At 63.1% G+C, this 20,055-nt stretch carries 17 protein-coding genes and 2 pseudogenes; 5 read left to right on the top strand and 14 right to left on the bottom strand.

What is annotated here, in order from left to right:
* Positions 1-6: 6 nt before the first annotated feature.
* Entirely contained in the window at positions 7-867 is an 861-nt protein-coding gene (locus tag RXV88_RS04235) for an acyl-homoserine-lactone synthase (protein ID WP_316290858.1), read from the top strand.
* 148 nt (positions 868-1,015) lie between these two features.
* Here the strand turns inward: RXV88_RS04235 and tig are convergent, their stop codons facing one another.
* From tig to RXV88_RS04200, 7 genes are all read right to left on the bottom strand, one after another.
* Positions 1,016-2,347, bottom strand: a complete 1,332-nt coding sequence (tig, locus tag RXV88_RS04230; RefSeq protein WP_316290857.1) for a trigger factor — start codon at positions 2,345-2,347, stop codon at positions 1,016-1,018.
* 144 nt (positions 2,348-2,491) lie between these two features.
* Entirely contained in the window at positions 2,492-3,394 is a 903-nt protein-coding gene (locus tag RXV88_RS04225) for an HAD-IIA family hydrolase (RefSeq protein ID WP_316290856.1), read from the bottom strand.
* Positions 3,391-4,206, bottom strand: a complete 816-nt coding sequence (gene phnE / locus RXV88_RS04220; protein WP_316290855.1) for a phosphonate ABC transporter, permease protein PhnE — start codon at positions 4,204-4,206, stop codon at positions 3,391-3,393. Before phnE (RXV88_RS04220) ends, RXV88_RS04225 begins: the two co-directional genes overlap by 4 nt.
* Positions 4,206-5,021, bottom strand: coding sequence for a phosphonate ABC transporter, permease protein PhnE (gene phnE / locus RXV88_RS04215; RefSeq protein WP_316290854.1), 816 nt, complete (start codon positions 5,019-5,021; stop codon positions 4,206-4,208). Before phnE (RXV88_RS04215) ends, phnE (RXV88_RS04220) begins: the two co-directional genes overlap by 1 nt.
* Complete coding sequence (phnC, locus tag RXV88_RS04210) at positions 5,018-5,812, bottom strand: phosphonate ABC transporter ATP-binding protein (RefSeq protein ID WP_316290853.1); 795 nt, start codon at positions 5,810-5,812, stop codon at positions 5,018-5,020. The genes phnE (RXV88_RS04215) and phnC overlap by 4 nt, the downstream gene beginning before the upstream one ends.
* 61 nt (positions 5,813-5,873) lie before the next feature.
* A complete protein-coding gene (gene phnD, locus RXV88_RS04205; protein WP_316290852.1) occupies positions 5,874-6,848 on the bottom strand; it encodes a phosphate/phosphite/phosphonate ABC transporter substrate-binding protein in 975 nt (324 codons plus the stop codon).
* 60 nt (positions 6,849-6,908) lie between these two features.
* Complete coding sequence (locus tag RXV88_RS04200; protein WP_316290851.1) at positions 6,909-7,718, bottom strand: DeoR/GlpR family DNA-binding transcription regulator; 810 nt, start codon at positions 7,716-7,718, stop codon at positions 6,909-6,911.
* Positions 7,719-7,908: 190 nt separating this feature from the next.
* On the opposite strand from RXV88_RS04200, the gene RXV88_RS04195 reads away from it, so the two are divergent.
* Positions 7,909-8,376 carry an NUDIX hydrolase gene (locus RXV88_RS04195; protein WP_316290850.1) on the top strand — a complete coding sequence of 156 codons (468 nt, stop codon included), beginning with the start codon at positions 7,909-7,911 and terminating at the stop codon, positions 8,374-8,376.
* Positions 8,377-8,398: 22 nt separating this feature from the next.
* Here the strand turns inward: RXV88_RS04195 and RXV88_RS04190 are convergent, their stop codons facing one another.
* The 7 genes and pseudogenes from RXV88_RS04190 to RXV88_RS04160 form a co-directional block, all read right to left on the bottom strand.
* Entirely contained in the window at positions 8,399-9,367 is a 969-nt protein-coding gene (locus tag RXV88_RS04190) for an oligopeptide/dipeptide ABC transporter ATP-binding protein (RefSeq protein ID WP_316290849.1), read from the bottom strand.
* Positions 9,364-11,247 carry a dipeptide/oligopeptide/nickel ABC transporter permease/ATP-binding protein gene (locus RXV88_RS04185; protein ID WP_316290848.1) on the bottom strand — a complete coding sequence of 628 codons (1,884 nt, stop codon included), beginning with the start codon at positions 11,245-11,247 and terminating at the stop codon, positions 9,364-9,366. Before RXV88_RS04185 ends, RXV88_RS04190 begins: the two co-directional genes overlap by 4 nt.
* Entirely contained in the window at positions 11,244-12,185 is a 942-nt protein-coding gene (locus tag RXV88_RS04180) for an ABC transporter permease (protein ID WP_316290847.1), read from the bottom strand. Before RXV88_RS04180 ends, RXV88_RS04185 begins: the two co-directional genes overlap by 4 nt.
* A 98-nt stretch (positions 12,186-12,283) precedes the next feature.
* A pseudogene (locus RXV88_RS04175) lies at positions 12,284-13,654 on the bottom strand (ABC transporter substrate-binding protein); the annotation flags it as partial.
* 70 nt (positions 13,655-13,724) lie between these two features.
* Positions 13,725-14,267, bottom strand: a pseudogene (locus tag RXV88_RS04170) (hypothetical protein).
* Between the two features lie 513 nt (positions 14,268-14,780).
* The gene (locus RXV88_RS04165) at positions 14,781-14,954 is read right to left on the bottom strand and encodes a hypothetical protein (RefSeq protein WP_316290845.1); all 174 of its coding nucleotides are present in this window, start codon (positions 14,952-14,954) and stop codon (positions 14,781-14,783) included.
* Complete coding sequence (locus RXV88_RS04160) at positions 14,951-15,178, bottom strand: hypothetical protein (protein WP_316290844.1); 228 nt, start codon at positions 15,176-15,178, stop codon at positions 14,951-14,953. The genes RXV88_RS04165 and RXV88_RS04160 overlap by 4 nt, the downstream gene beginning before the upstream one ends.
* 155 nt (positions 15,179-15,333) lie before the next feature.
* Between RXV88_RS04160 and RXV88_RS04155 the strand changes: the two genes are divergently transcribed.
* From RXV88_RS04155 to RXV88_RS04145, 3 genes are all read left to right on the top strand, one after another.
* A complete protein-coding gene (locus RXV88_RS04155) occupies positions 15,334-17,928 on the top strand; it encodes an FG-GAP-like repeat-containing protein (protein WP_316290843.1) in 2,595 nt (864 codons plus the stop codon).
* Between the two features lie 231 nt (positions 17,929-18,159).
* The gene (locus RXV88_RS04150; protein WP_316290842.1) at positions 18,160-19,800 is read left to right on the top strand and encodes a calcium-binding protein; all 1,641 of its coding nucleotides are present in this window, start codon (positions 18,160-18,162) and stop codon (positions 19,798-19,800) included.
* 15 nt (positions 19,801-19,815) lie between these two features.
* A partial coding sequence (locus RXV88_RS04145; RefSeq protein ID WP_316290841.1) for a hypothetical protein occupies positions 19,816-20,055 on the top strand: 240 nt, incomplete at its 3' end.

Below are 20,055 nucleotides of genomic sequence, written 5' to 3'. Positions count from 1 at the left end.
AACACAATGATCATAGTCGTAGATGGACTCAACCGAAACGAATACACCACCCTTCTGGAAGACACGTTCCGGCTGCGCGCGCGCGTCTTCCGCGACCGGCTCGGCTGGGAGGTCGAAGTCGAGAACGGCATGGAGATCGACCAGTTCGACCATCTCGATCCGGCCTATCTGATTTCGGTCGATGACGACCGGCAGGTCGTCGGCTGTATGCGCCTGCTGCAAACGACGGGGCCGCACATGCTGGCCGACGTCTTCCACGAAATTCTGGGGGGTGAATCCCCGCTTCGCGACCCGCAGGTCTGGGAGGCGACCCGATTCTGCGTCGACGCCGACCGGCTCAAGCGCGGCGGACGCGGGCGGAACTCGATTTCATATGTCACCAGCGAGGTGATGATCGGCGCCTTCGAATACGCGATGGAGGCTGGCGTCAGGGACGCCGTCGCCGTGATGGACCCGGTGATGAACCGCGTGATGATACGCTCCAACAATGCGCCCTACGATTATCTGGGCCAAGCAACTCCAATGGGAAAGGTGGTGGCCATGGCCGGACTTCTCGATTGTTCCCCCGAACGCGTCGCGGGCATCCGCGCACATTCGGGCATTGACGGCGACGTCTTCGCGACGCCGGAAGAGGCCGACGCACTGGCCGACAATCCCGAAACGGGCACAAACGTAGTCGCTTTCCCGACCGAAAAGACCACGACGCCGCCCAAGCAAAAGATCCGGCCTGCGGACCTGATGCAATACTGCCAGGACCAGATCGCCTCTGCCGACACCGAGGAAGAACGCCGCGCGGCCGAGGCGCTGATGAAGGTTCTCGAAGAGACATTCGCCATGAAAGCGGCCGTGCCGAACTGCAACTTCTGACACCTTTCGGTCGACCACCACTCACGAAAAGGCCGCTGCCCGGGCCGACGGGCAGCGGCACATCTCCGCCAAGGGTCACGCCACATAGCGGAACAAAAAAGGCCGGGCTGTCGCGCCCGGCCTTTGCGTTTGTCCCGAAGAGCGGCGCTTATTCGTCTTCCAGCTCTTCGACCGCCTTTTGCAGTTCGTCCTTGGTGACCTCTTTCTCGGTCACTTCGGCCTGCTCGGCGATGTGGTCGATGACCTTGTCCTCGAAGATCGGCGCACGCATTTGCTGCTGCATCTGGGCGTTCTGGCGCACAAAGTCGAAGAACGCGCGTTCCTGGCCCGGGTATTGCCGCGCCTGGTTCATGATCGCCTGGGTCATCTCGGCGTCGGTCACCTCGACCTCGGCCTTCTGGCCCAGCTCGGCCAGCAGCAGGCCCAGACGCACGCGGCGTTCTGCCAGCTTGGTGTGTTCGTCGGTGGGCTCGACCTCGGGGTGATCGTGGCCCTGAACGTCAGGGTTTTCCTCGTGCCAGAGCTGATGCGCGATCTGCTTGGCCTCGGCCTCGACCAGGCTGGGGGGCAGGTCGAACGACACCATTTCGTCAAGCTTGTCGAGCATGGCGCGCTTCATCACCGCGCGGGCGGCGCCGACGTATTCGGCCTCGAGCCGCTCGCGGATCTGGCCTTTGAGGGCCTCCAGATCCTCGGCGCCGAACTTGGTGGCCAGTTCGTCGTTGATCTCGGCGGCGACGGGCTCCTTGACGGCCTTGACGGTCACGTCAAAGACCGCGGCCTTGCCGGCCAGGTTCTCGGCGCCGTATTCCTCGGGGAAGGCGACCTCGACGGCCTTTTCCTCACCGACCTTCACGCCGACCAGTTGTTCCTCGAAGCCGGGAATGAACGAGTTCGAGCCCAGCACCAGCGGGTAATCCTCGGCCGAGCCGCCGTCGAACGCCTCGCCGTCGACCTTGCCGACGAAGTCGATCACGACCTGGTCGCCGTCTTTGGCCTTGGTGCCCTTCTTGCGGTCCTTGAAGTCCTGCGCGGTCTCGGCCAGGTTCGCCAGCGCCTCGTCCACCGAGGCGTCGTCTGCCTTGGCGACCAGCTTTTCCACCTTGATCTGGGTGAAGTCGATCTCGGGCACCTCGGGCAGCGCCTCGTAGGACATTTCGACCTTAACGTCGTCGCCTTCTTTCCAGTCCTCGTTGGTCATCTTGACCTCGGGCTGAAGCGCGGGGCGGTCGCCCGACTTTTCGAAATGCTCGTTCATCGCGCCGTCGATGGCTTCCTGCATCGACTCGCCCAGCAGGCGCTGACCGAACTGCTTTTTGAGCAGCGGCATCGGCACCTTGCCCTTGCGAAAGCCCTTCATTTCGATGTCGGGCTGGGCTTCGGCCAGCTTTTCGTTGACCTTGGCGTCCAGCTCGGCCGCCGTCACGGTGATGGCATAGCCGCGCTTCAGACCTTCGTTCAGCGTCTCGGTGACCTGCATTCAATTCCCCATAGCTTCGCCGGGGCGGATGCGCCCGGGCCTGTCAAATTTGGGGTCTTCTATGCGCCGAAGCCCATACGTGCAAGGCGTATTCGCGCCAATTTGCGCCCAAAGCGCGATGCGCCGCCCGCGCGTTCGGACCGCTCAGGGGCGGTCCAGCACAAAGTCCGGCACGATGCCCGCGCGGTCGATGGCGGCCTCGACGTCGTGCCCCGCGAAAAAGCCGTAATCCGCCACCAGGGCCGAGCGCACCCCCGCCGCCTGCGCGCCCAGAATATCGGTGTGCAGGCTGTCGCCGACCATGAGCACACGGGCCTTGTCGACCGGGCCCAGCCGGGCGAAGACAAGATCGTAGATGTTGGCGAAGGGCTTGCCGTAGAACGCGGGCGCAAGCCCCAGGCGGTCGGCCAGCCGATGCGCGAAATGCCCCGGCTCGGCGGAAAAGCCGGTCTCGCGCGGGGCGACGATATCGGGGTTGGCCACCAGCACGGGGCGCGGGGCGGCGCCCAGCGAGGCCTCGAGGAGCGCCTGCCGGTCCTCGGTCCAGGCACCGCTGCCGATCAGCAAAAAGCCCTCGGCGGCGTCATAGGCCGCGCGGTCCTCGGCCAGCAGGGTCAGCCGCAGGTCGCCCAGATCGTCGAAGCGGGCGGGTTCGGCACCCATGACGCCCCAGTCCCGCGGGGCCATCGCGCCGAGCGCGGCCGCCATCGCCGCGCGGCTGGTGATGATGTCCTCGGGCGCGAAATCGTATCCTAGCCGACGGTATTTGCGCTCGAGTTCGGCCAAAGGCACGCTGGCGGCGTTCGACACCACCAGCACGCGCTTGCCCGCGCGGCGCAGCCCCTCGATCCGCTCGGCGGTGCCGGGGATCGCCGTTTCGCCGATGTTCAGCACCCCGAAGGCATCCAGCAGGAACACGTCGAAAAGATCGGCCACCGCATCGAGCGTCGCCACCCGCCGCGCGGCCTGCCCCGGCGGCACGGCCGCGGGCAGCCGGGGGCGGACGGCCTCGTAGGCGGCAAAGGCCGCGTCGGCCGTCAGCATCATATGATGGCGCCCCGGACCTTGGCCGACACCCATTCGCTGATGACCACCGCCACCAGGATGACCACGAGGATCAGGCTCACCTGCGGCCAGGCCAGCACGTTGAGCGACGACGACAGCTGCAGCCCGATGCCCCCTGCCCCGACCAGCCCCAGCACGGTGGATTCGCGGATGTTGATGTCCCAGCGGAACACCGCGATCCCGGCGAAGGCGGGCAGGATCTGCGGCACGATGCCATACGCCATGACCTGCCAGCGCGATGCGCCCGTGGCCGAAATCGCCTCGACCTGGGTGTGGTCGATCTCTTCGATGGCCTCGTAGAGCAGCTTGGCGCAGAACCCGATCGAGCGGATGGCGATGGCCACCACCCCGGCAAAGACCCCGGGGCCAATGATGGCGATCAAGAGCAGCGCCCAGATCAGCGAGTTGATCGAGCGGGTCGAGACGATGATCAGCAAAGCGATGGGCCGGATGAAGAGCGCCGAGGGCGTGGTGTTGCGCGCCGCCAGAAAGGCCACCGGCACCGCCAGGCAAAGCGCAATGAGCGTACCCAGCGTGGCGATGTTCAACGTGTCCCAGATCGGGCGGCCCAGCTGGGTGATGTATTCCCAGCGCGGCGGGGTGGCGCGGGTCCAGATGTCGCCGGCGATGCGCGGCGCGTCCCAGACGAAGAACCAGGTGGTGGCCTCGGAAATTCGCTGCCAGCAGACCAGGAAGACCGCGACGCCGATCAGCCAGCCGAACCAGCGCACCAGGCTCTCGCGGCTGGTGCGCCGACGCCAGACCTGCGCGCCGTTCTTGTCGAGCACCGGCATTACTGCACCCTCGCGCGGATGATGCCCGACAGATATTCCAGCGCCATGACGATGCCGATGATCAGGATCAGGATCGCGGCGGCGGTGTCGTATTCATAACGGTCGAAGGCGGTGTTCAACGTCGCGCCAATTCCGCCCGCACCCACCAGCCCAAGGATCGCGCTTTCGCGAAAATTGATGTCGATCCGGTACATGCTGAGCCCGACAAGTCGTGGCATTACTTGGGGTTGGACGCCGTAGTTGATCCATTGCATCCAGCGCGCGCCCGAGGCGCGGATCGCCTCGGCCTGCACCTTGTCCATCGCCTCGATATCCTCGGCCAGCAGTTTCGACAGAAAGCCGATGGTCGCGAAGGACAGTGTCAGGAAACCCGCCAGCGGCCCGAACCCGAAGATCGCCACCAGCAGGATGGCGACGATGATTTCCTGCAGCGCGCGGCTGACGGCGACGATGCCCCGGCAGACCACATAGACCGGCAGCGGCGCGATGTTGCGCGCGGCCCCCAGCCCGATGGGGATCGAGATAAGGATGCCCACCACCGACGCGGCCACGGTCATCACGATGCTTTCCAGCAGACCCGCCCAGATGTCGCTGGCGCGCGACACGAAATCGGGCCGGGTGAAGGACAGGATGAACTGCCAGCCCCGGTCGAGCCCGGCATAGACCCGGGCCCAATCGACGTCGATGGTCAGCACGGCAGCGACCAGATAGGCCCCAAAGCCCGCCAGCAACGCCCACCGCAGCGCCGGGTTCTTGATGAAATGCGGTTTGCGCCAGCCCTTGCCGAGCATGTCGTCCAGCTCTCTGTGGCTCATTGAGCGGCCTCGATCTCTTCTTCGTCCTCGATCGCCTCGATCGTGGCTTCCCAATCTTCCTCGCCGTAGATCTCGGTCAGCATTTCCGGGCTGAGCTGGGTCGGCTGGCCGTCAAAGACGATCTCGCCGAAGCGCAGCCCGACGACGCGCGGCACGAACATCTGCGCCAGCGCCACATCGTGGATGTTGATGATCGCCGCCAGCCCCCGCTCGCGGCAAAGTTCGGTGATCAGCCGCATGATCTGGCGGCTGGTCTTGGGGTCGAGCGACGCCGTCGGCTCGTCCACCAGCAAGAGCTTGGGGTTCTGGATCAGCGCCCGGCAGATACCCACACGCTGGCGCTGCCCGCCCGACAATTCATCGGCGCGCTTGTCGGCCATGTGCAAAAGGCCCACGCGGTCGAGCAGGCGAAAGGCCTCGTCGACATCCGATTGCGGATAACGGCGCAGGAAGCTGCGCCAGAACCCGACATATCCCAGACGGCCCGACAGCACGTTCTCCATCACGGTCAGCCGTTCGACCAGCGCGTATTCCTGAAAGATCATGCCCATGGACCGCCGCGCCCGGCGCAGCGCGCCAGAGCCCAGCCCGGTCAGTTCCAGATCGTCCAGCCAGACCTCGCCGCCGGTGGGTTCCACCAGCCGGTTGATGCAGCGGATCATCGTGGACTTGCCCGCGCCCGAAGGCCCGATCAGCGCCAGCACCTGCCCGCTGGGCACCTCTAGGTCGATCGCCTTGAGCGCCTGATCGCCGGTTTTATAGGTTTTCGTCAGCTTGTTCAGCCGCAGCATGAAAGACCCCTTGCTCGGGTGTGCGGCAGGCCCGGTGCGGGCCTGCCTTTTGAAAGTGGGATCATTCGCAGGCGTAGCTGACGCCGTTGGCCGCGTCGATCTTGCGGATCACGTCCCAGAAATCCTTGTAGTTCATCTCGATGAACTGAGCCTCGTTGGACTTCGAGAACTCCGCCTGAAGCGCCGTACCGTCCCAGTCGAAGGTGAAGAACGCCTCGATGATCTTTTCCTGAAGGTCCGGGGGAAGGTTGTAGACCACGCCGAAGCCAGTGGTCGGGAAGGTCTGCGATTTGTAGATCGACACCACCTGGTCGGGCTTGATCACATCCCGCGCGATCATCCGGTTCATGACCGAATTCGCGACCGCGCCGGCCGGGTAATCCTTGTTGGCCACGCCCAGAACAGTGTTGTCATGCTTACCCGAGAAGACCGGCTCGAAATCGCGGTCGGCGATCATGTCGTAATCGCCTTTCAGGATCGCCGAAGGCGCCTTGAAGCCCGAGTTCGAGGTCGGCGACGAGAACGCCAGCTGCCCGCCCTTGATGTCCTCGATGCTTTCGATGCCCGAGCCCGGATAGGTGATGATCTCCATCTCATAGCCGAAATGCCCGTCCGCAGACGCCATGATCGTGAAGGGACGGAAGCCCGCGCAGTTCACCGCCAGCGGGTTCGAACCGGTGTTGAAACCTGCAATGTGCAGACGGCCCGAACGCATCGCCTCGATCTGGGCGGCGTTCGACTGAACCGGGAAGATAACGGCCTTCTTGCCGGTCACTTCGGTCATGTGATCCATGAATTCGACCCAGGCGTCGCGGTACACCGCCGGGTCCTCGACCGGTGTGTAGGCAAAGATCAGGGTGTCGGGATCGACCCATTCGTTGGGATCGGTGGGGATATCCGCAACCAGATCGCCATCGACATCGCAAAAGCGGTCATCGAGATCCCCGCGCGGGCAATCCTGCGCCGAGGCGGTGCCCGTCAGCGACATCAGGCTGATGGCGGATGCGCCGATCAAAAGCTTCAGGTCAAGTTTCATTTTGGTTCCTCCCAGTGATGCGGTTGTTTTTTTACCGCGGTTATCAACGCGCTTTTCCCATTATTGCGCCAGAACGATCTCGACCCCCGCCGTTTGAAACGCCGACAGAAGATCGCCTTTCGGACGGCGGTCGGCGACCACCGAGTCGAGCTCCTCCAAAGCTCCGACACGGGCCAGCCCGCGGGTGCCGAACTTGCCGGCGTCGATCAGCAGATGCCGCTTGGCCGCCCGCCGCAGCATCGCCCGCTTGACCGCCGCAAAGCCGCGCACGGTTTCCGAAGGCCCCTCGGACGACATGCCCGAGGCGCCGATCATGCAGCGGTCGACGTTGAAGCCGCTCAGAAACTCCAGCGTCTCGGTGCCGACCACGGCAGATTCCGCGGGCAGGTATTCGCCCGGGCACAAGATCACCTGCGCCGCGCCGTGGCCCAGCGTCATGGCCACCGGGATCGAATTGGTGATCACCGTGCAGGGCGTGCCCAGATAGGCCAGCGACCGCGCCATCTGGATCGTGGTCGAGCCGGAATCGATCATCACCGTCTCGCCCGCGTGCACCAGCTGCGCCGCACGGCGCCCGATGCGTTCGCGTTCCTCCACACGCGCCGAGGCCCGTTCGTCGAGCCCGGGATAACGACCCTGCACCGGCGCGGACGCACCGCCGTGGGCGCGGCTGACCAGCCCGTCATCGGCCAGCGCGTCGAAATCCCGCCGCACGGTTTCGGTCGAGACGTTGAAGCGCGCGGCCAGGTCGCTGATCCGGACATGCGGACGCAGCTTGAGCTCGAGCAGGATCTGATCGCGCCGCTCGGTCTTGTTGAGCCGCATCCGGCCCGTGTCGTGATGTTGCGCTTTGATTCCGGCCTCTGCCATGCCTGCACCGACTCGACGTTCCCTTTGAGGATTGTGGAGTTTCCATCCTTTTTGCAACGATTTTTGTTGCATACCCCTCAAACGGGTGGTGAAACTCTTATAGAGCAAAGGAGTTTCTCGCCTTGAACGCGAACGGGATTGCTTGGGAAAAGACCCTGCGTTGCCGCTGCGCAAATGCAGGGGCGTGGCGATGAAGGCGCCGGAAAACCTGGCCTGGCAGATCGCCGCCTTGCCGGTCCGGCGCGACAGGAAAGGCCGGCTGCGGGTGCTTATGGTCACCACGCGCGAAAGCGGCCGCTGGGTCATGCCCAAGGGCTGGCCGATGGACGGCAAGAAACCCTGGCGCGCCGCCGAGATCGAAGCGCTGGAAGAGGCAGGCGCGGTGGGCGCCGTGTCGCACCGTCCCCTCGGCACCTATCATTACGCCAAAAGGCTGCCCAACGGCCGCCGGCTGCGCTGCCGCGTGACAGTCTATGCGATGGACGTGCAAAAGCTCAAACGGCGCTGGAAGGAACGCAAGGCGCGCAAACGGCACTGGTTTTCGCCCCGCAAAGCGGCGGCTCTGGTGCGCGAGAAAGAGCTGGCCGCGCTCTTGCGCGGGCTCGACCGCAAGGCCGACCGCAAACCGGTCTGGCCCGTTCTCAAGAAAGCGTCCTGAGCCGGGGCGGGCCGCCTGCGCCCTACCCCGTGTCGCCCCCCAAAGGATGGAAACAGGCCACCTCGGTCTCGCCCCCGACAGGTCCCAGCGCGGGCGTCTCGGCGCGGCATCGGTCGGACGCGCGCGGGCAGCGCGCGGCAAAGGCGCAGCCGGGCGGCGGGTTCAGCGGGTCGGGCAGTTCGGTCCCCTTGGCCTCGGGCGCGGTCAAGGGGCGGCCCACCACCGGCGCGCTGTCAGCCAAGAGCCGGGTGTAGGGGTGGCGCGGGTTGGCAAAGACCTGCTCGGCCGGGCCGACCTCGACCACCGACCCGAAATAAAGCACGACGATCCGGTCGCTGACCGCCTCGACCACCGCCAGATCGTGACTGATGAAGAGATAGGTCAGATCGAAGGCGCGGCGCAGGTCCGCCAGCAGGTTGAGGATCTGCGCCTGCACCGACACATCCAGCGCCGACACCGGCTCGTCCAGGATCAGAATGCGGGCATTGGCGGCCAAAGCGCGGGCGATACCGATCCGCTGCGCCTGCCCGCCCGAGAATTCATGCGGATAACGATCCAGGAATTCCTCGCGCAGGTTCACGCTGTCGAAGATCTCGGCGATGCGCCTGGCCCGTTCCGGCGCGGGCATCCCGTGCAGGCGCTTGAGCGGCGCCTCCATCACCTGCCGGATGGTCTTGCGCGGGTTCAGCGACGAGATCGGGTCCTGAAAGACATATTGGATGCGCTTGCCGAAGACCGCCGGATCGGCATTGTCGAGCGCCTCACCCTCGATCTCGATGCTGCCCGTCGTGGGCTCGAGCAGACCTACCAGCATCCGCGCGAGGGTGGATTTCCCGCAGCCCGATTCCCCGACGATCCCCAGCGTTTCGCCCTTGCGGACGGTCAGCGACACCGGATGCACCGCCTTGACCGACCCTTTGGCCCGGCCGAAAAGCGACCGACCCACCGCGAAGGTCTTGGACAGATCCGTCAATTTCAACGCTTCGGTCATTGGGCCGCCTCCGACGTGGCCGGTTCCGGGAAAAGACAACGCACCGCCCGCGCGCCCTGCCGGTCCAAAGGAATGTCGCCCGCCCGGCACGCCTCGGTCACCTTGAGACAGCGGTCGGCAAAGGCGCAGCCCGCGGGCAGCCGGTCCACCACCGGCGGCAGGCCCGCGATCGCCTCAAGCCGCCGCTTGCCGCCGCCCAGTTCCGGCACGCAGGCCATCAGCCGCGCGGTATAGGGGTGACGGGGCGCATCGAGGATATCTGCCGTGCGCCCCTCTTCCACGATCCGGCCCGCATACATCACCGCTACCCGGTCGCACATCTGCGCCACCACGCCGAAATCATGGGTGATAAAGACAATGGCCAGCCCCCGCGACCGACGCAGATCGTCGAGGATCGTCAGCACCTGCGCCTGAACGGTCACGTCGAGAGCGGTTGTCGGCTCGTCGGCGATGATGATGTCCGGGTCGTTGGCCAGCGCCATGGCGATGCCCACACGCTGGCGCATCCCGCCCGACATCTCGTGCGGGTAATCGGTGATGCGCTGCGCGGCATTGGGAATGCGCACCGCGTCCAGCAGCTCGATCGCCTTGGCGCGGCCCTCGGCCTTGCCGATGGGACGATGCGCGCGGATCGCCTCGATCAGCTGGTCGCCGACGCGATAGAGCGGATGCAGCGTCGCCAGCGGGTCCTGAAAGATATAAGACACGTTGCGCCCGCGCATGTCGCGCAGCCGGCCGTAAGGCGCGCCGATCAGATCCTCGCCGTCGTAATAGGCGGCACCCACGGTGATCACCCCGGGCGGCGAGGCGACCAGCCCCATGATCGACAGCGCGGTGACCGATTTGCCCGACCCGCTTTCGCCGATGATGCCAAGGCATTCGCCCTTTTCCACGTGCAGATCGACCCCGCCCACCGCGCGATAGACACGGTCCTTGACGTGAAACTGCGTCTCGAGCCCGCGCAGTTCCAGCAGGCCTTTGCCCGAAGGCGTGGGCACGGGCCCCTTGCGCGCCACCCGCGTCGCCGCCATCGGGCGCGACAGCGCGCCGGATTTCAGCCGCGGGTCCAGCGCGTCGCGCACCCCGTCGCCCAAGAGGTTGATCGACATGACGATGACCAGGATCATCATCCCCGGCACGATGGAGGTATGCGGATTGGTGATCAGCGCCGAGCGCGCCTCATCCAGCATCGAGCCCAGATCGGCCTGCGGCGGCTGGCTGCCAAGCCCCAGGAACGACAGCCCGGCGGTCTCGAGGATCATCCAGCCGATGGTGGTCGACATGGCGATGACGATCACCGGTACCACGTTGGGCAGGATCTCGGACAGGATGATGCGGGTGTTCGACAGCCCGGCCAGACGCGCGGCATCGACGAACTCGCGATGCGCGATGCCCACGGTGATGCCCCGGATGTTGCGCGCAAAGAACGGCACGTTGACCGCCGCCACCGCGATCAGCGCATTGAAGAGCCCCGGGCCAAGCGCCGCGACGATGGCAAGCGCCAGCAGGATGTAGGGAAAGGCCATCAGCATATCGACGCCGCGCATGATGATGTTGTCCGTGCGCCCGCCATAGAACCCCGCCACGATCCCGATGGCCGCCCCGATTGTGGCTGCGACGATGGCCGCGGCGAACCCCACCGCCAGCGACAGCCGCGTGCCCCACAAGAGCCGGCTCAGCAGATCGCGCCCCAGATGATCCGTGCCCAGCAGCGCGCCCTCGGACAACACCGGCTGAAAACGGTTGGACGTGTTGGTCACATCCGGATCCGCCAGCGGCAAAAGCGGCGTGACCAGCGCCAGCAGCACCACCGCGACCAGCACGATGCCCCCCGCCAGCGCCAGCCGGTTGCGGGCGAGAAGGCTCAGAAAACCCCTCATGTCTTGATCCTCGGGTCGAGCAGACTCTGCGCCACGTCAACGGCGATGTTGAACATCACATAACAGGCCGCGACAAAGACCACGCCCCCCTGCACCAACAGGATATCGCGCTTGAGGATGGCATCGACCAGCATCCGCCCCACGCCGGGCCATTGAAAGACGATCTCGATATAGACCGCGCCCGACAGCACAAAGCCCGCCTGGATGCCCAACACCGGGATGATCGACACCATCGCCGCGCGCAGCGAATGGCGCCAGATCACGCCGCGCTCATGCACGCCCTTGGCCCGCGCGGTGCGGATGAAATCCTGGCGCAGCACCTCCAGCATGGCCGACCGCGACAGCCGTGCGATCACGCCCGTGGCCACCACCGCCAGCGCCGGCATGGTCAGATGCGACACCAGCGCCGACAGATCCCGCGCCCCGTAGATGGGCCACATGCCCGACACCGGGAACCACCGCAGGTTCACCGCAAAGAAGAGGATCATCATCATGCCAAGGAAAAACGACGGGATCGAAATCCCCAACAGCACCGCAAAGGTAATCGCCTTGTCCGCCAGCCCGTATTGGTTCGCCGCCGAAATCACCCCCGCCACGACCCCCAGCACCGAGCAGAGCACAAAGGCAGTGCCCGCCAGCACCAGCGTGCCGTTGAACCGCTCCAGCACCTCGTCCAACACCGGACGGTTGAGCGCGAATGAGGTGCCGAAATCCCCGGTCAGCATATTGCCGAGCCAAATGAAATACTGCTGCACCAGCGGCTTGTCCAAGCCCAGATCGCGGTTCAGCTTCTCGACATTCTCCGGCGTCGCATAGCTGCCCAGGATCGCCGTGGCCGGATCGCCCGGGATCATCGCCATGATCAGAAACACGATCACCGTGATGCCCAGCAGCACCGGCACCGCCGACACCAATCGCTTCAGGATGTAGCCCGTCACCAGAACCACCCCTCTTCTTCTTCTTGGTGAAAATACTCCGGGGGGTGCGGGGGGCTGGCCCCCCGCTTCGGTCGGATCGGCAAAGCCGATCCGATCCGTCAGTTCTTCACCACGTCATCCAGCAGCAGGAAGAACGACGGCTGCAGGGTGAAATTCTCCACCCGGTCGCTGGTCACCGCGTTCTGTTTCCAGTTCGCGACAAAGACCCAGGGCGCGTCCTCCTGCACGATGGTCTGCATCTCCTTGTAAAGCCGCGCGCGTTCGTCCTGATCGGTCGCCACGCGGGCCGCCTCCAGCAGCGCGTCCACCTCCGGGTTGGAATAATAGCCAGAGTTAAAGCCGCCCGCGTCGGGCCAGGCCTCGGTGCGCAGCGCGAGGAACGGCAGCGTGTCCGGATCGTTGGTCATCCACGCCATCTCGGCCATGTCGGCCTTGCCTTCCAGCCCCGGGTTCACCTCTCCGAGGAAGGTGTTCCACTCGTAGGTCTCGATCTTCACGTCGAAGCCCACCGCCTCGAGGTCCGCCTGGATCGCCGTTCCCATGGCCACGGGGTCGAGCATCCCCGACCCGCCTTCGGTGACGAAAAACGTCAGCTCCGCCCCCTCGGCGCCGGCCTCGCCGATCAACGCCTTGGCCTTTTCGGGATCGTAGGGATAGGGCTCCAGATCGGGGTTGTAGGCCCAGGCGAAGGCCGGCGGGGTCGGCCCGGCGGCGACCTCGGCGGTGCCTTCCAGCACCTCGTTCACCAGCGCCTCCTTGTTGACCGCGTAATTGGCCGCCTGGCGCACGCGCTTGTCGGCAAAGGGGCCCTCCTTGGCGTTCAGGATCAGGAACCAGACATGCGGGCCGGCCTGTTCGTGCAAGGTAAAGGCGTCGCCCTGGAATTCCGAGAGCGCCACCGGCGGCACCTCGACCATCAGGTCGATGCCGCCCGCCAGCATCTCGGCGGTACGGGTGTTGGCATCGGTGATCGGGCGAAAGACGACCGCCTGCAGATCCGGCGCACCGTCCCAGTAATCTGGGTTGGCCTCGATCACCACGGCCTCGTTCGACCGCCATTCGGCAAAGGTGAACGGCCCCGTGCCCGACGGGTTGCGCCCGAACTCCGCGCCGTGTTGTTCCACCGCGGCGGGCGACACGATCAGCCCGGTCGGATAGGCCAGGTTCGACAGGAACGGCGCGTAAGGCGCGTTCAGGGTGAATTTCACCGTCATCGGATCCACCGCCTCGACCTTCTCGACCGCCGAGAAGAAGAACGCCAGCGGGAACGGGCCGGTGTCGTGATAGGGGTGATCCTCGTTCAGCATCCGCTCGAAGTTGAAGACCACAGCCTCGGCGTCGAAGGACGACCCGTCGTGGAATGTGACGCCTTCGCGCAGGGTGAAGGTATATTGGGTGCCGTCCTCGCTGATCTCCCAGCTTTCCGCCAGCGCCGGTTCCACCTCGAGCGTGCCGTCCTTGTATAAAATTTCAGAGAACTTTCAGGGCTGGTATGCTCGGTGAAATCGCTCCGGTGTAGTGGTTCGAAGCAACAGATGCTCACAAGCCGCGTAACGCTTGCTCTCCGCCATCAAGCAACTCAACCAATTCCTGGGTAGTCATACCGGCTTCCTGCAGAGCGTCGCGAAGGTCTTGTACCAACTCTTCGTCGGACTTGTGATCAAGCGGCGGGTTGATCTGAACGGTCGAATGCGTCCCAAACGTCTCGGGAGCGTACCTGGCCATAAGAAATTTCCGAGTGTCGATCGACAGCCTGGCACGGTTCACATGCGTGCCGTCGAACTTGAAGGTCACGGCCCCCTTTTTCTCAATGCGCTGCAACTCGGGGCTGTCCAGTGGCACCGTGATCTTGAAGTCTCCTTCGGCATCGTCCGCAAGGTGTACGATCTGGTTCGCCCAAGAGTGCATCTGATCCACTCGGGCGCGCTGATACTGTTCGTCGAATTTGCCATGCACCTGTCGCCATTTCTAAACCGTACGTTCGGAGGGCATGTGCTTGTCCTTGCAGATGCTGGAGACGGTCTCTCCCAGTGCAATCCGTTCACAGATTTCGGCTGCAACCTCCTCGCTGTAGGTTACCATCCGCTTGACCTCCTTTCAGCATGTCAGGGGACCTTGGGTGCTTTGATCTGTATCTTGGCAAACTCATGTTGCAAGGCCTTCTTCCCCTTGCTGTCTGGAGAGCCCGCGGTCCATCCCGGAAAGTCGCCCAAAACTTCGAAATTCACTCGTTTTGTCCAAACAGGTTTTGGGCTGGCTCAACCTAGCCCACCGCACCGCCGCGAAAGACTTCCCGCTTGAGGCATGACCACCTTACGCGTGAATGCGGCTCTGCAGTGGGTCAAAACAGCCAGATAAGACCGTACGTTCTCTGTTGCCTTAAACATTAGCATCCATAGGTGGCGATGGCGTTTTAGGCCACCGCAAATCGCGGTCGGAACCCAATTGGTAATCCGGGTACGCAGTCGTCAAAGACCTCGTGCACCCGGAACAGGTTCTTCGGAAGAAATCCCAACGATCCAGGAAACTGAGGCGGTAACGGGGGCAAAAAGAAAGCAAAGTGGGGGTCCCCCGGCCCGAAGGCCGAGGGTGTTGTCAGGGCAGTCTACGGGCGATCACGTAGTCGGCCAGCCACTGCCAGTAGGCTTGAGCGTCAGGAAACCTTTGGTCCACCGCCGCGACGTCCTCGGCCTGGGAACGAGAGCACCCGCCATCGTACTGAGCGATAGCGGCCCTCTCCTCGAACGCCTCGATGTCGGGGATGGTCATGGCGTTCCGCCGTCCGGCAACCGGATCTGGTCCACTATGCCCCGCTTCTGCTCGTCCGAGATACCCGTCGAGTACAGCCCGTAGGTCACCCCGTTCTCCGACCGCGCCGACTGGTGTCCGACGAGGCTGGCAGTCCAGTGCTCGGGGACGCCGGTTCGCTCGCATTGGGTCACAAACCACTTTCTGGTGCTGTGGAACACCAGCCCGGGACGGTCGAGGGCCAACTCTTGTCGGAGCTTTGTGAGCTTGGCAAGACACACCCCATGGCCTACGCTCCACCGCGGCTCGAGGCCACTCGTCCGCCGAAGGTGAAGCGTGAGGACGAATGATGCCGGACGAGCTGGTTTTCAATGATCTGGCAGTTGTCTCAGACGAGATTGTGCAAACCGATATCACGCCGCGGCCCATTGGCGCGACGCCTATCTCGACCCTTCTTGCGGATGTGAATGGTGACGGGCGTCTCGACATGGTGCACGCACCCGGCGATTGGCCGACTGGAGAGATTCTCACCAAACCGCATCTCTGGCTGCAGCAGCCAGACGGAAGTTTCGCCAGCGCGGTCGTGGAGGAAAGTCAAGAGCTCGCCTTTCCCGGACAAATCTGGGCCAAGGATTTCAATAACGATGGCCTGACGGATTTGTATGTGTCGACCCTCGGCAATGAATTGCTGATCCCCGAAGGTTCCACGCCGGATGTGCTGTATCTGCAGAACCCTGACGGTAGCTTCAGCCGCGACACCCGAACCGAGCTGCCGGCGAACTGGGCGCATGCGACCTCGGTCGGCGATCTCAACGACGACGGTTGGATTGACGTGTTCTCGACCGGTGGATCGAATGATCCGCTCTATGTCTACTGGGGCTCCGCCGAGGGATTCGTGGTCGACGAGCTTACCGGTACCGATTTGATCGGACCGCATATTTGGTACGGACCCTATTACCGGGACGTCCTGCACAGAACGCGCATTCAGGACTTTGACGGGGATGGAGAAACCGACCTGCTGATCGGCGCCTCGGGTTGGAACCTGCCCATGGCACCGGGGAATGCGCCGCCCGTTTTTCCCAGCGAAATTATCTATTCCTTCTCACGGGACCACGAAACGCGCGTGGCGCTGCCGGTTCCGCAGGTTCCATGGATGGATCCCTGGGCCTATGAGATCAACAATTCGCAGATCGGCGATCTCGACGGCGATGGCGATATGGATCTGGTGATCGCCTATATGAACAACGGCGGCTTTATCCACGAAGGCGATTTCTATCCCTCGTGGGAGGCCGAAAACCTGGGTGTTACAGTAGACCCCAACTTTGCGCATCGGATCATCCAGGTGCTGCGCAACGACGGCGACCATTATACGGATGTCTCCGAACATCTGCCTCGGGTTACGACGCGCAACACTTTTACGGCATTCGAGATCAATATTCTGGACCTCGATGCGGACGGCAATCTCGACCTTTTCTTTTCCCCCGCAGATCCCGAAACGTCGGCGGCTGTTCTGCTTGGTGACGGCGCCTTCGGTTTTCACGAGCCGGACGTTCAGTCCGAGTACAGCCTCGCCGGCTGGGAAATCGCCGACATGAACGGTGACGGGCGCGCGGATTTCGTCCAGGCGTGGAGCGAACACGAGAATGCGCTCTCACGCACCAGCATGGTCATGATGACCGGGCAAGGTGCGGCGGACATCTGGTACGGCACCTCGAACGACGACGCGGTCATCCTCCAACTGCAAAACGAGGCTCATGCCGGTGTCGGCGACGACCACATCATCGGAACCGATACGGCCGATCAGATCTGGGGCGGATGGAACAACGATCATCTGGACGGCGCTGGCGGCGCGGATCGGCTTTATGGCGAGCATGGGCAAGACAGCCTGGCCGGGCGGGCGGGCCCGGACACGCTTGACGGTGGGCCGGGTGACGACACGCTAAATGGCGGCGGCGGGTCGGACGTGGCGGTTATTGGTGTGCTTCAGGACGCGGCTGCGATCAGCTACGAGGGTGCGGGGGTCATCGTCGAGTCCGCCGAGGGACGCGACGTTCTGATCGGGATCGAGACGATACATTTCCTCGACGCCACGCTTGATCTGACACAAGACGGGGGCGGCACGGAGGCCCAAACCCTGATCGGCACCGATGGCGCGGATGATCTCGTTGGCAACGAGGGCGGCGACAATATCTTTGGCCTGGGCGGCGACGATACGCTCGACGGTGCCGGCGGCGACGACAATATCGGCGCGGGACCGGGCGACGATCTGCTGCACGGCAGTGCAGGCGACGACCTGATGGGCGGTGGTACCGGCAACGACGACATGAATGGCGATGCCGGAAACGACTTCATGGGCGGCGGACAGGACGACGATACGGTCGATGGCGGAGACGGCAACGACGTGGTCAACGGTGGCCCCGGCAACGATAGCCTGATCGGCGGTTTGGGCCACGACACGATGGGTGCCAGCTTTGGCGATGACACGGTCTTTGGCGGCAATGGCCGCGACGATATCGGTGGCGGTACTGGACGCGACCGCCTTGGCGGGGGTAACGCCAATGACAGTATCGGCGGGGGCGAAGGTGACGACACCATCTTCGGCGGCACTGGCGATGATTTTCTTGCAGGTGGTGGACGCGATGACGTGATCGATGGCGGGGAAGGCAACGACACGATCAACGGCGGCGACGGTGACGACACCATGACCGGCTCTAAGCGCAACGATGTCTTCGTGTTCAATTTCTTCAAGGACGGCGATGCGGACGTGATCACCGACTTCGAGGACGGCACGGACAGCTTGCTAATCCGCATCGTGAACCCCGAGACCGGCGAGACCAATATCTCCAACGGGGGTAACGGGCTTCATGGCTATGTCGATGCGCTCAACATCACCGATACCGCTGGAGGTGCGCTCATCGATTATCAGGGCCATACGGTGCTGATCGAGGGCGTGGCGGCGAGCAATCTGACGGTGGAGGACTTTACGTTCCTTTGACCGCTAGCGGCAACTTCTGCCTGCGGTGGTTGCTGCAGGGAGACTTGCTGTGAAGTCAGTCATGGGCGGTAATGTGGGCGGTTTTGTGCTCGGGGAGTACCTGAGCCGTCCAGGTGTCCGGTTGACCCTGCTCAAAGCGACGAGTGCGCCCTATGGCTAAACTTGACTCCAAAACCGGGCGGCCGGGGTAGCTTAAAGCTATTTCGTCCTTTGAAAATATTGGACGGGGCGATGACGGACATTCCAGGCGATTTCACTACCGAAGCCGTCTTGTTGCCAGATGTTCCCTTCGAGTCGTTCTTCGAACCCGGAGGCGACGCCGACATGTTTCGCGTGGAGCTAGAGGCCGGGCAGGCTTACAGGCTTTATTTCTTAGACTTTAACGGCACCGGGGAGCCGAGGGCCGTCTACGACGAGGCTGGCGACTTGCTTGCTTATTTGGGAGAGTTCGGTGCTCCGCCATTCTCAGTGCCTGAAAGTGGAAGCTATTTCGTTAGCGCTTACACATTTCTCATCGATGATGGTGAGCCCTATACCATTATCCTCGATACCGTAGATTTCGATGATCCGGGGAGCGCACCCGAAACCGCTTTTAGCGCCGAGGTCGACAATGCCATCGATGGTTCGTTCGATTTCATTTACGATACAGATTGGTACTCAGTGAACCTGATGGGTGGGCAAGGCTACAAGTTTAGAGCCTTTTCGGGGTCCCTGGAATTTTCGGTTAAACTAGTCGATGCAGCAGGTACAAGCCTCGCCGAGATTACAATTTTTAGCGACATTTCTGAGGAAGAGTCACCGCCCATCCTGATCGCTGAAGATGGTACGTATTTTCTCGTCGTGGGGCCTGCAGTTCCCGACTATTATTTCGACCCCGGTCTCGCTTTGTTCAACTACAGCGTGGAAATCTATGATGCGGCCTCTGAGACGCTCACCGGGACTGAGTACGACGATACTCTTATCGGGGGACCGGGAAGCGATATAATCATTGGGTTAGGAGGCTCAGACCGGATCAAAGGGCTTGCAGGTCCCGACCGGATCGAAGGTGGTTCGGATAGCGATGCAATACAGGGTGGCGAGGGAAGCGACATTATTGCTGGAGGGCCTGGCGACGATCACATCGCTGCCCAATCGGGCGCGGACAGCGTAACAGGGGATGAAGGACACGATCGCATAGGTGGGGGTACTGGCAACGACCTTTTGTACGGCGGGGCAGGCAACGACAGTATTGGTGGCGGTGACGGCCGCGATGTCGTTTACGGTGAGGATGGTGACGACGTCGTCAACGGCGGCCCTGGCAATGATTATATTTTCGGTGGCGACGGATCTGACACTTTGGGTGGCTCCGTTGGTAACGACTTTGTCAATGGCGGCATGGGAGACGACAATCTCGGGGGAGGGCCGGGAAAAGACGATATCTCCAGTGGCATGGGTGACGACAGCCTTGGCGGTGGTGAGGGCGATGATAGTGTCTATGGTTATTTGGGAAACGACTTCCTTGCTGGAGGTGGACGCGACGACGTGATCTCGGGCGGCGACGGGCTCGACACGATAAACGGCGGCGACGGTGACGACACCATGACCGGCGGCGACGGCGCTGACGTCTTCGTCTGGAACTTCTTCAAGGACGGCGACGCGGATGTCATCACCGACTTCGAAGACGGCATCGACAGCTTCCTGATCCGCATCGTGAACCCCGAGACCGGAGCGGTGAACATTTCCAACGGCGGTAACGGGCTCCAAGGCTATGTCGATGCGCTCAACATCACCGATACCGCCGAGGGCGCGCTGATCGACTACCAGGGGCACACCGTGCTGATCGAGGGCGTTGCGGCGGCTGATCTGACGGTGGAGGATTTCACCTTCCTCTGAACCAAAAACGGCCTGGTGGCGGACCTTCTGCCATCGGCCTTGGGCTGCTTAATGAAGCCGACGATATTAATGGCTAAAGAGGGAAACTTGATGGATTTGCCAGCAGATATTTCAACGCCGGCCACGCTCGAACCAAACACTTCTGTTAGTTCGACCCTGGAACTCATTTCCCCTGAAATCGCCTCTGATGAAGATTTTTTCAGGGTGCTTTTGGAAGCGGAACAAGTCTATTCCGTGTCGTGGGAACTTTTGCCG

The organism is Aestuariicoccus sp. MJ-SS9 (assembly GCF_032586235.1).
GTDB lineage: Bacteria > Pseudomonadota > Alphaproteobacteria > Rhodobacterales > Rhodobacteraceae > Aestuariicoccus.
Note: the sequence above shows the minus strand (reverse complement) of the source record. Positions and strands in the feature narration are given on the sequence as shown.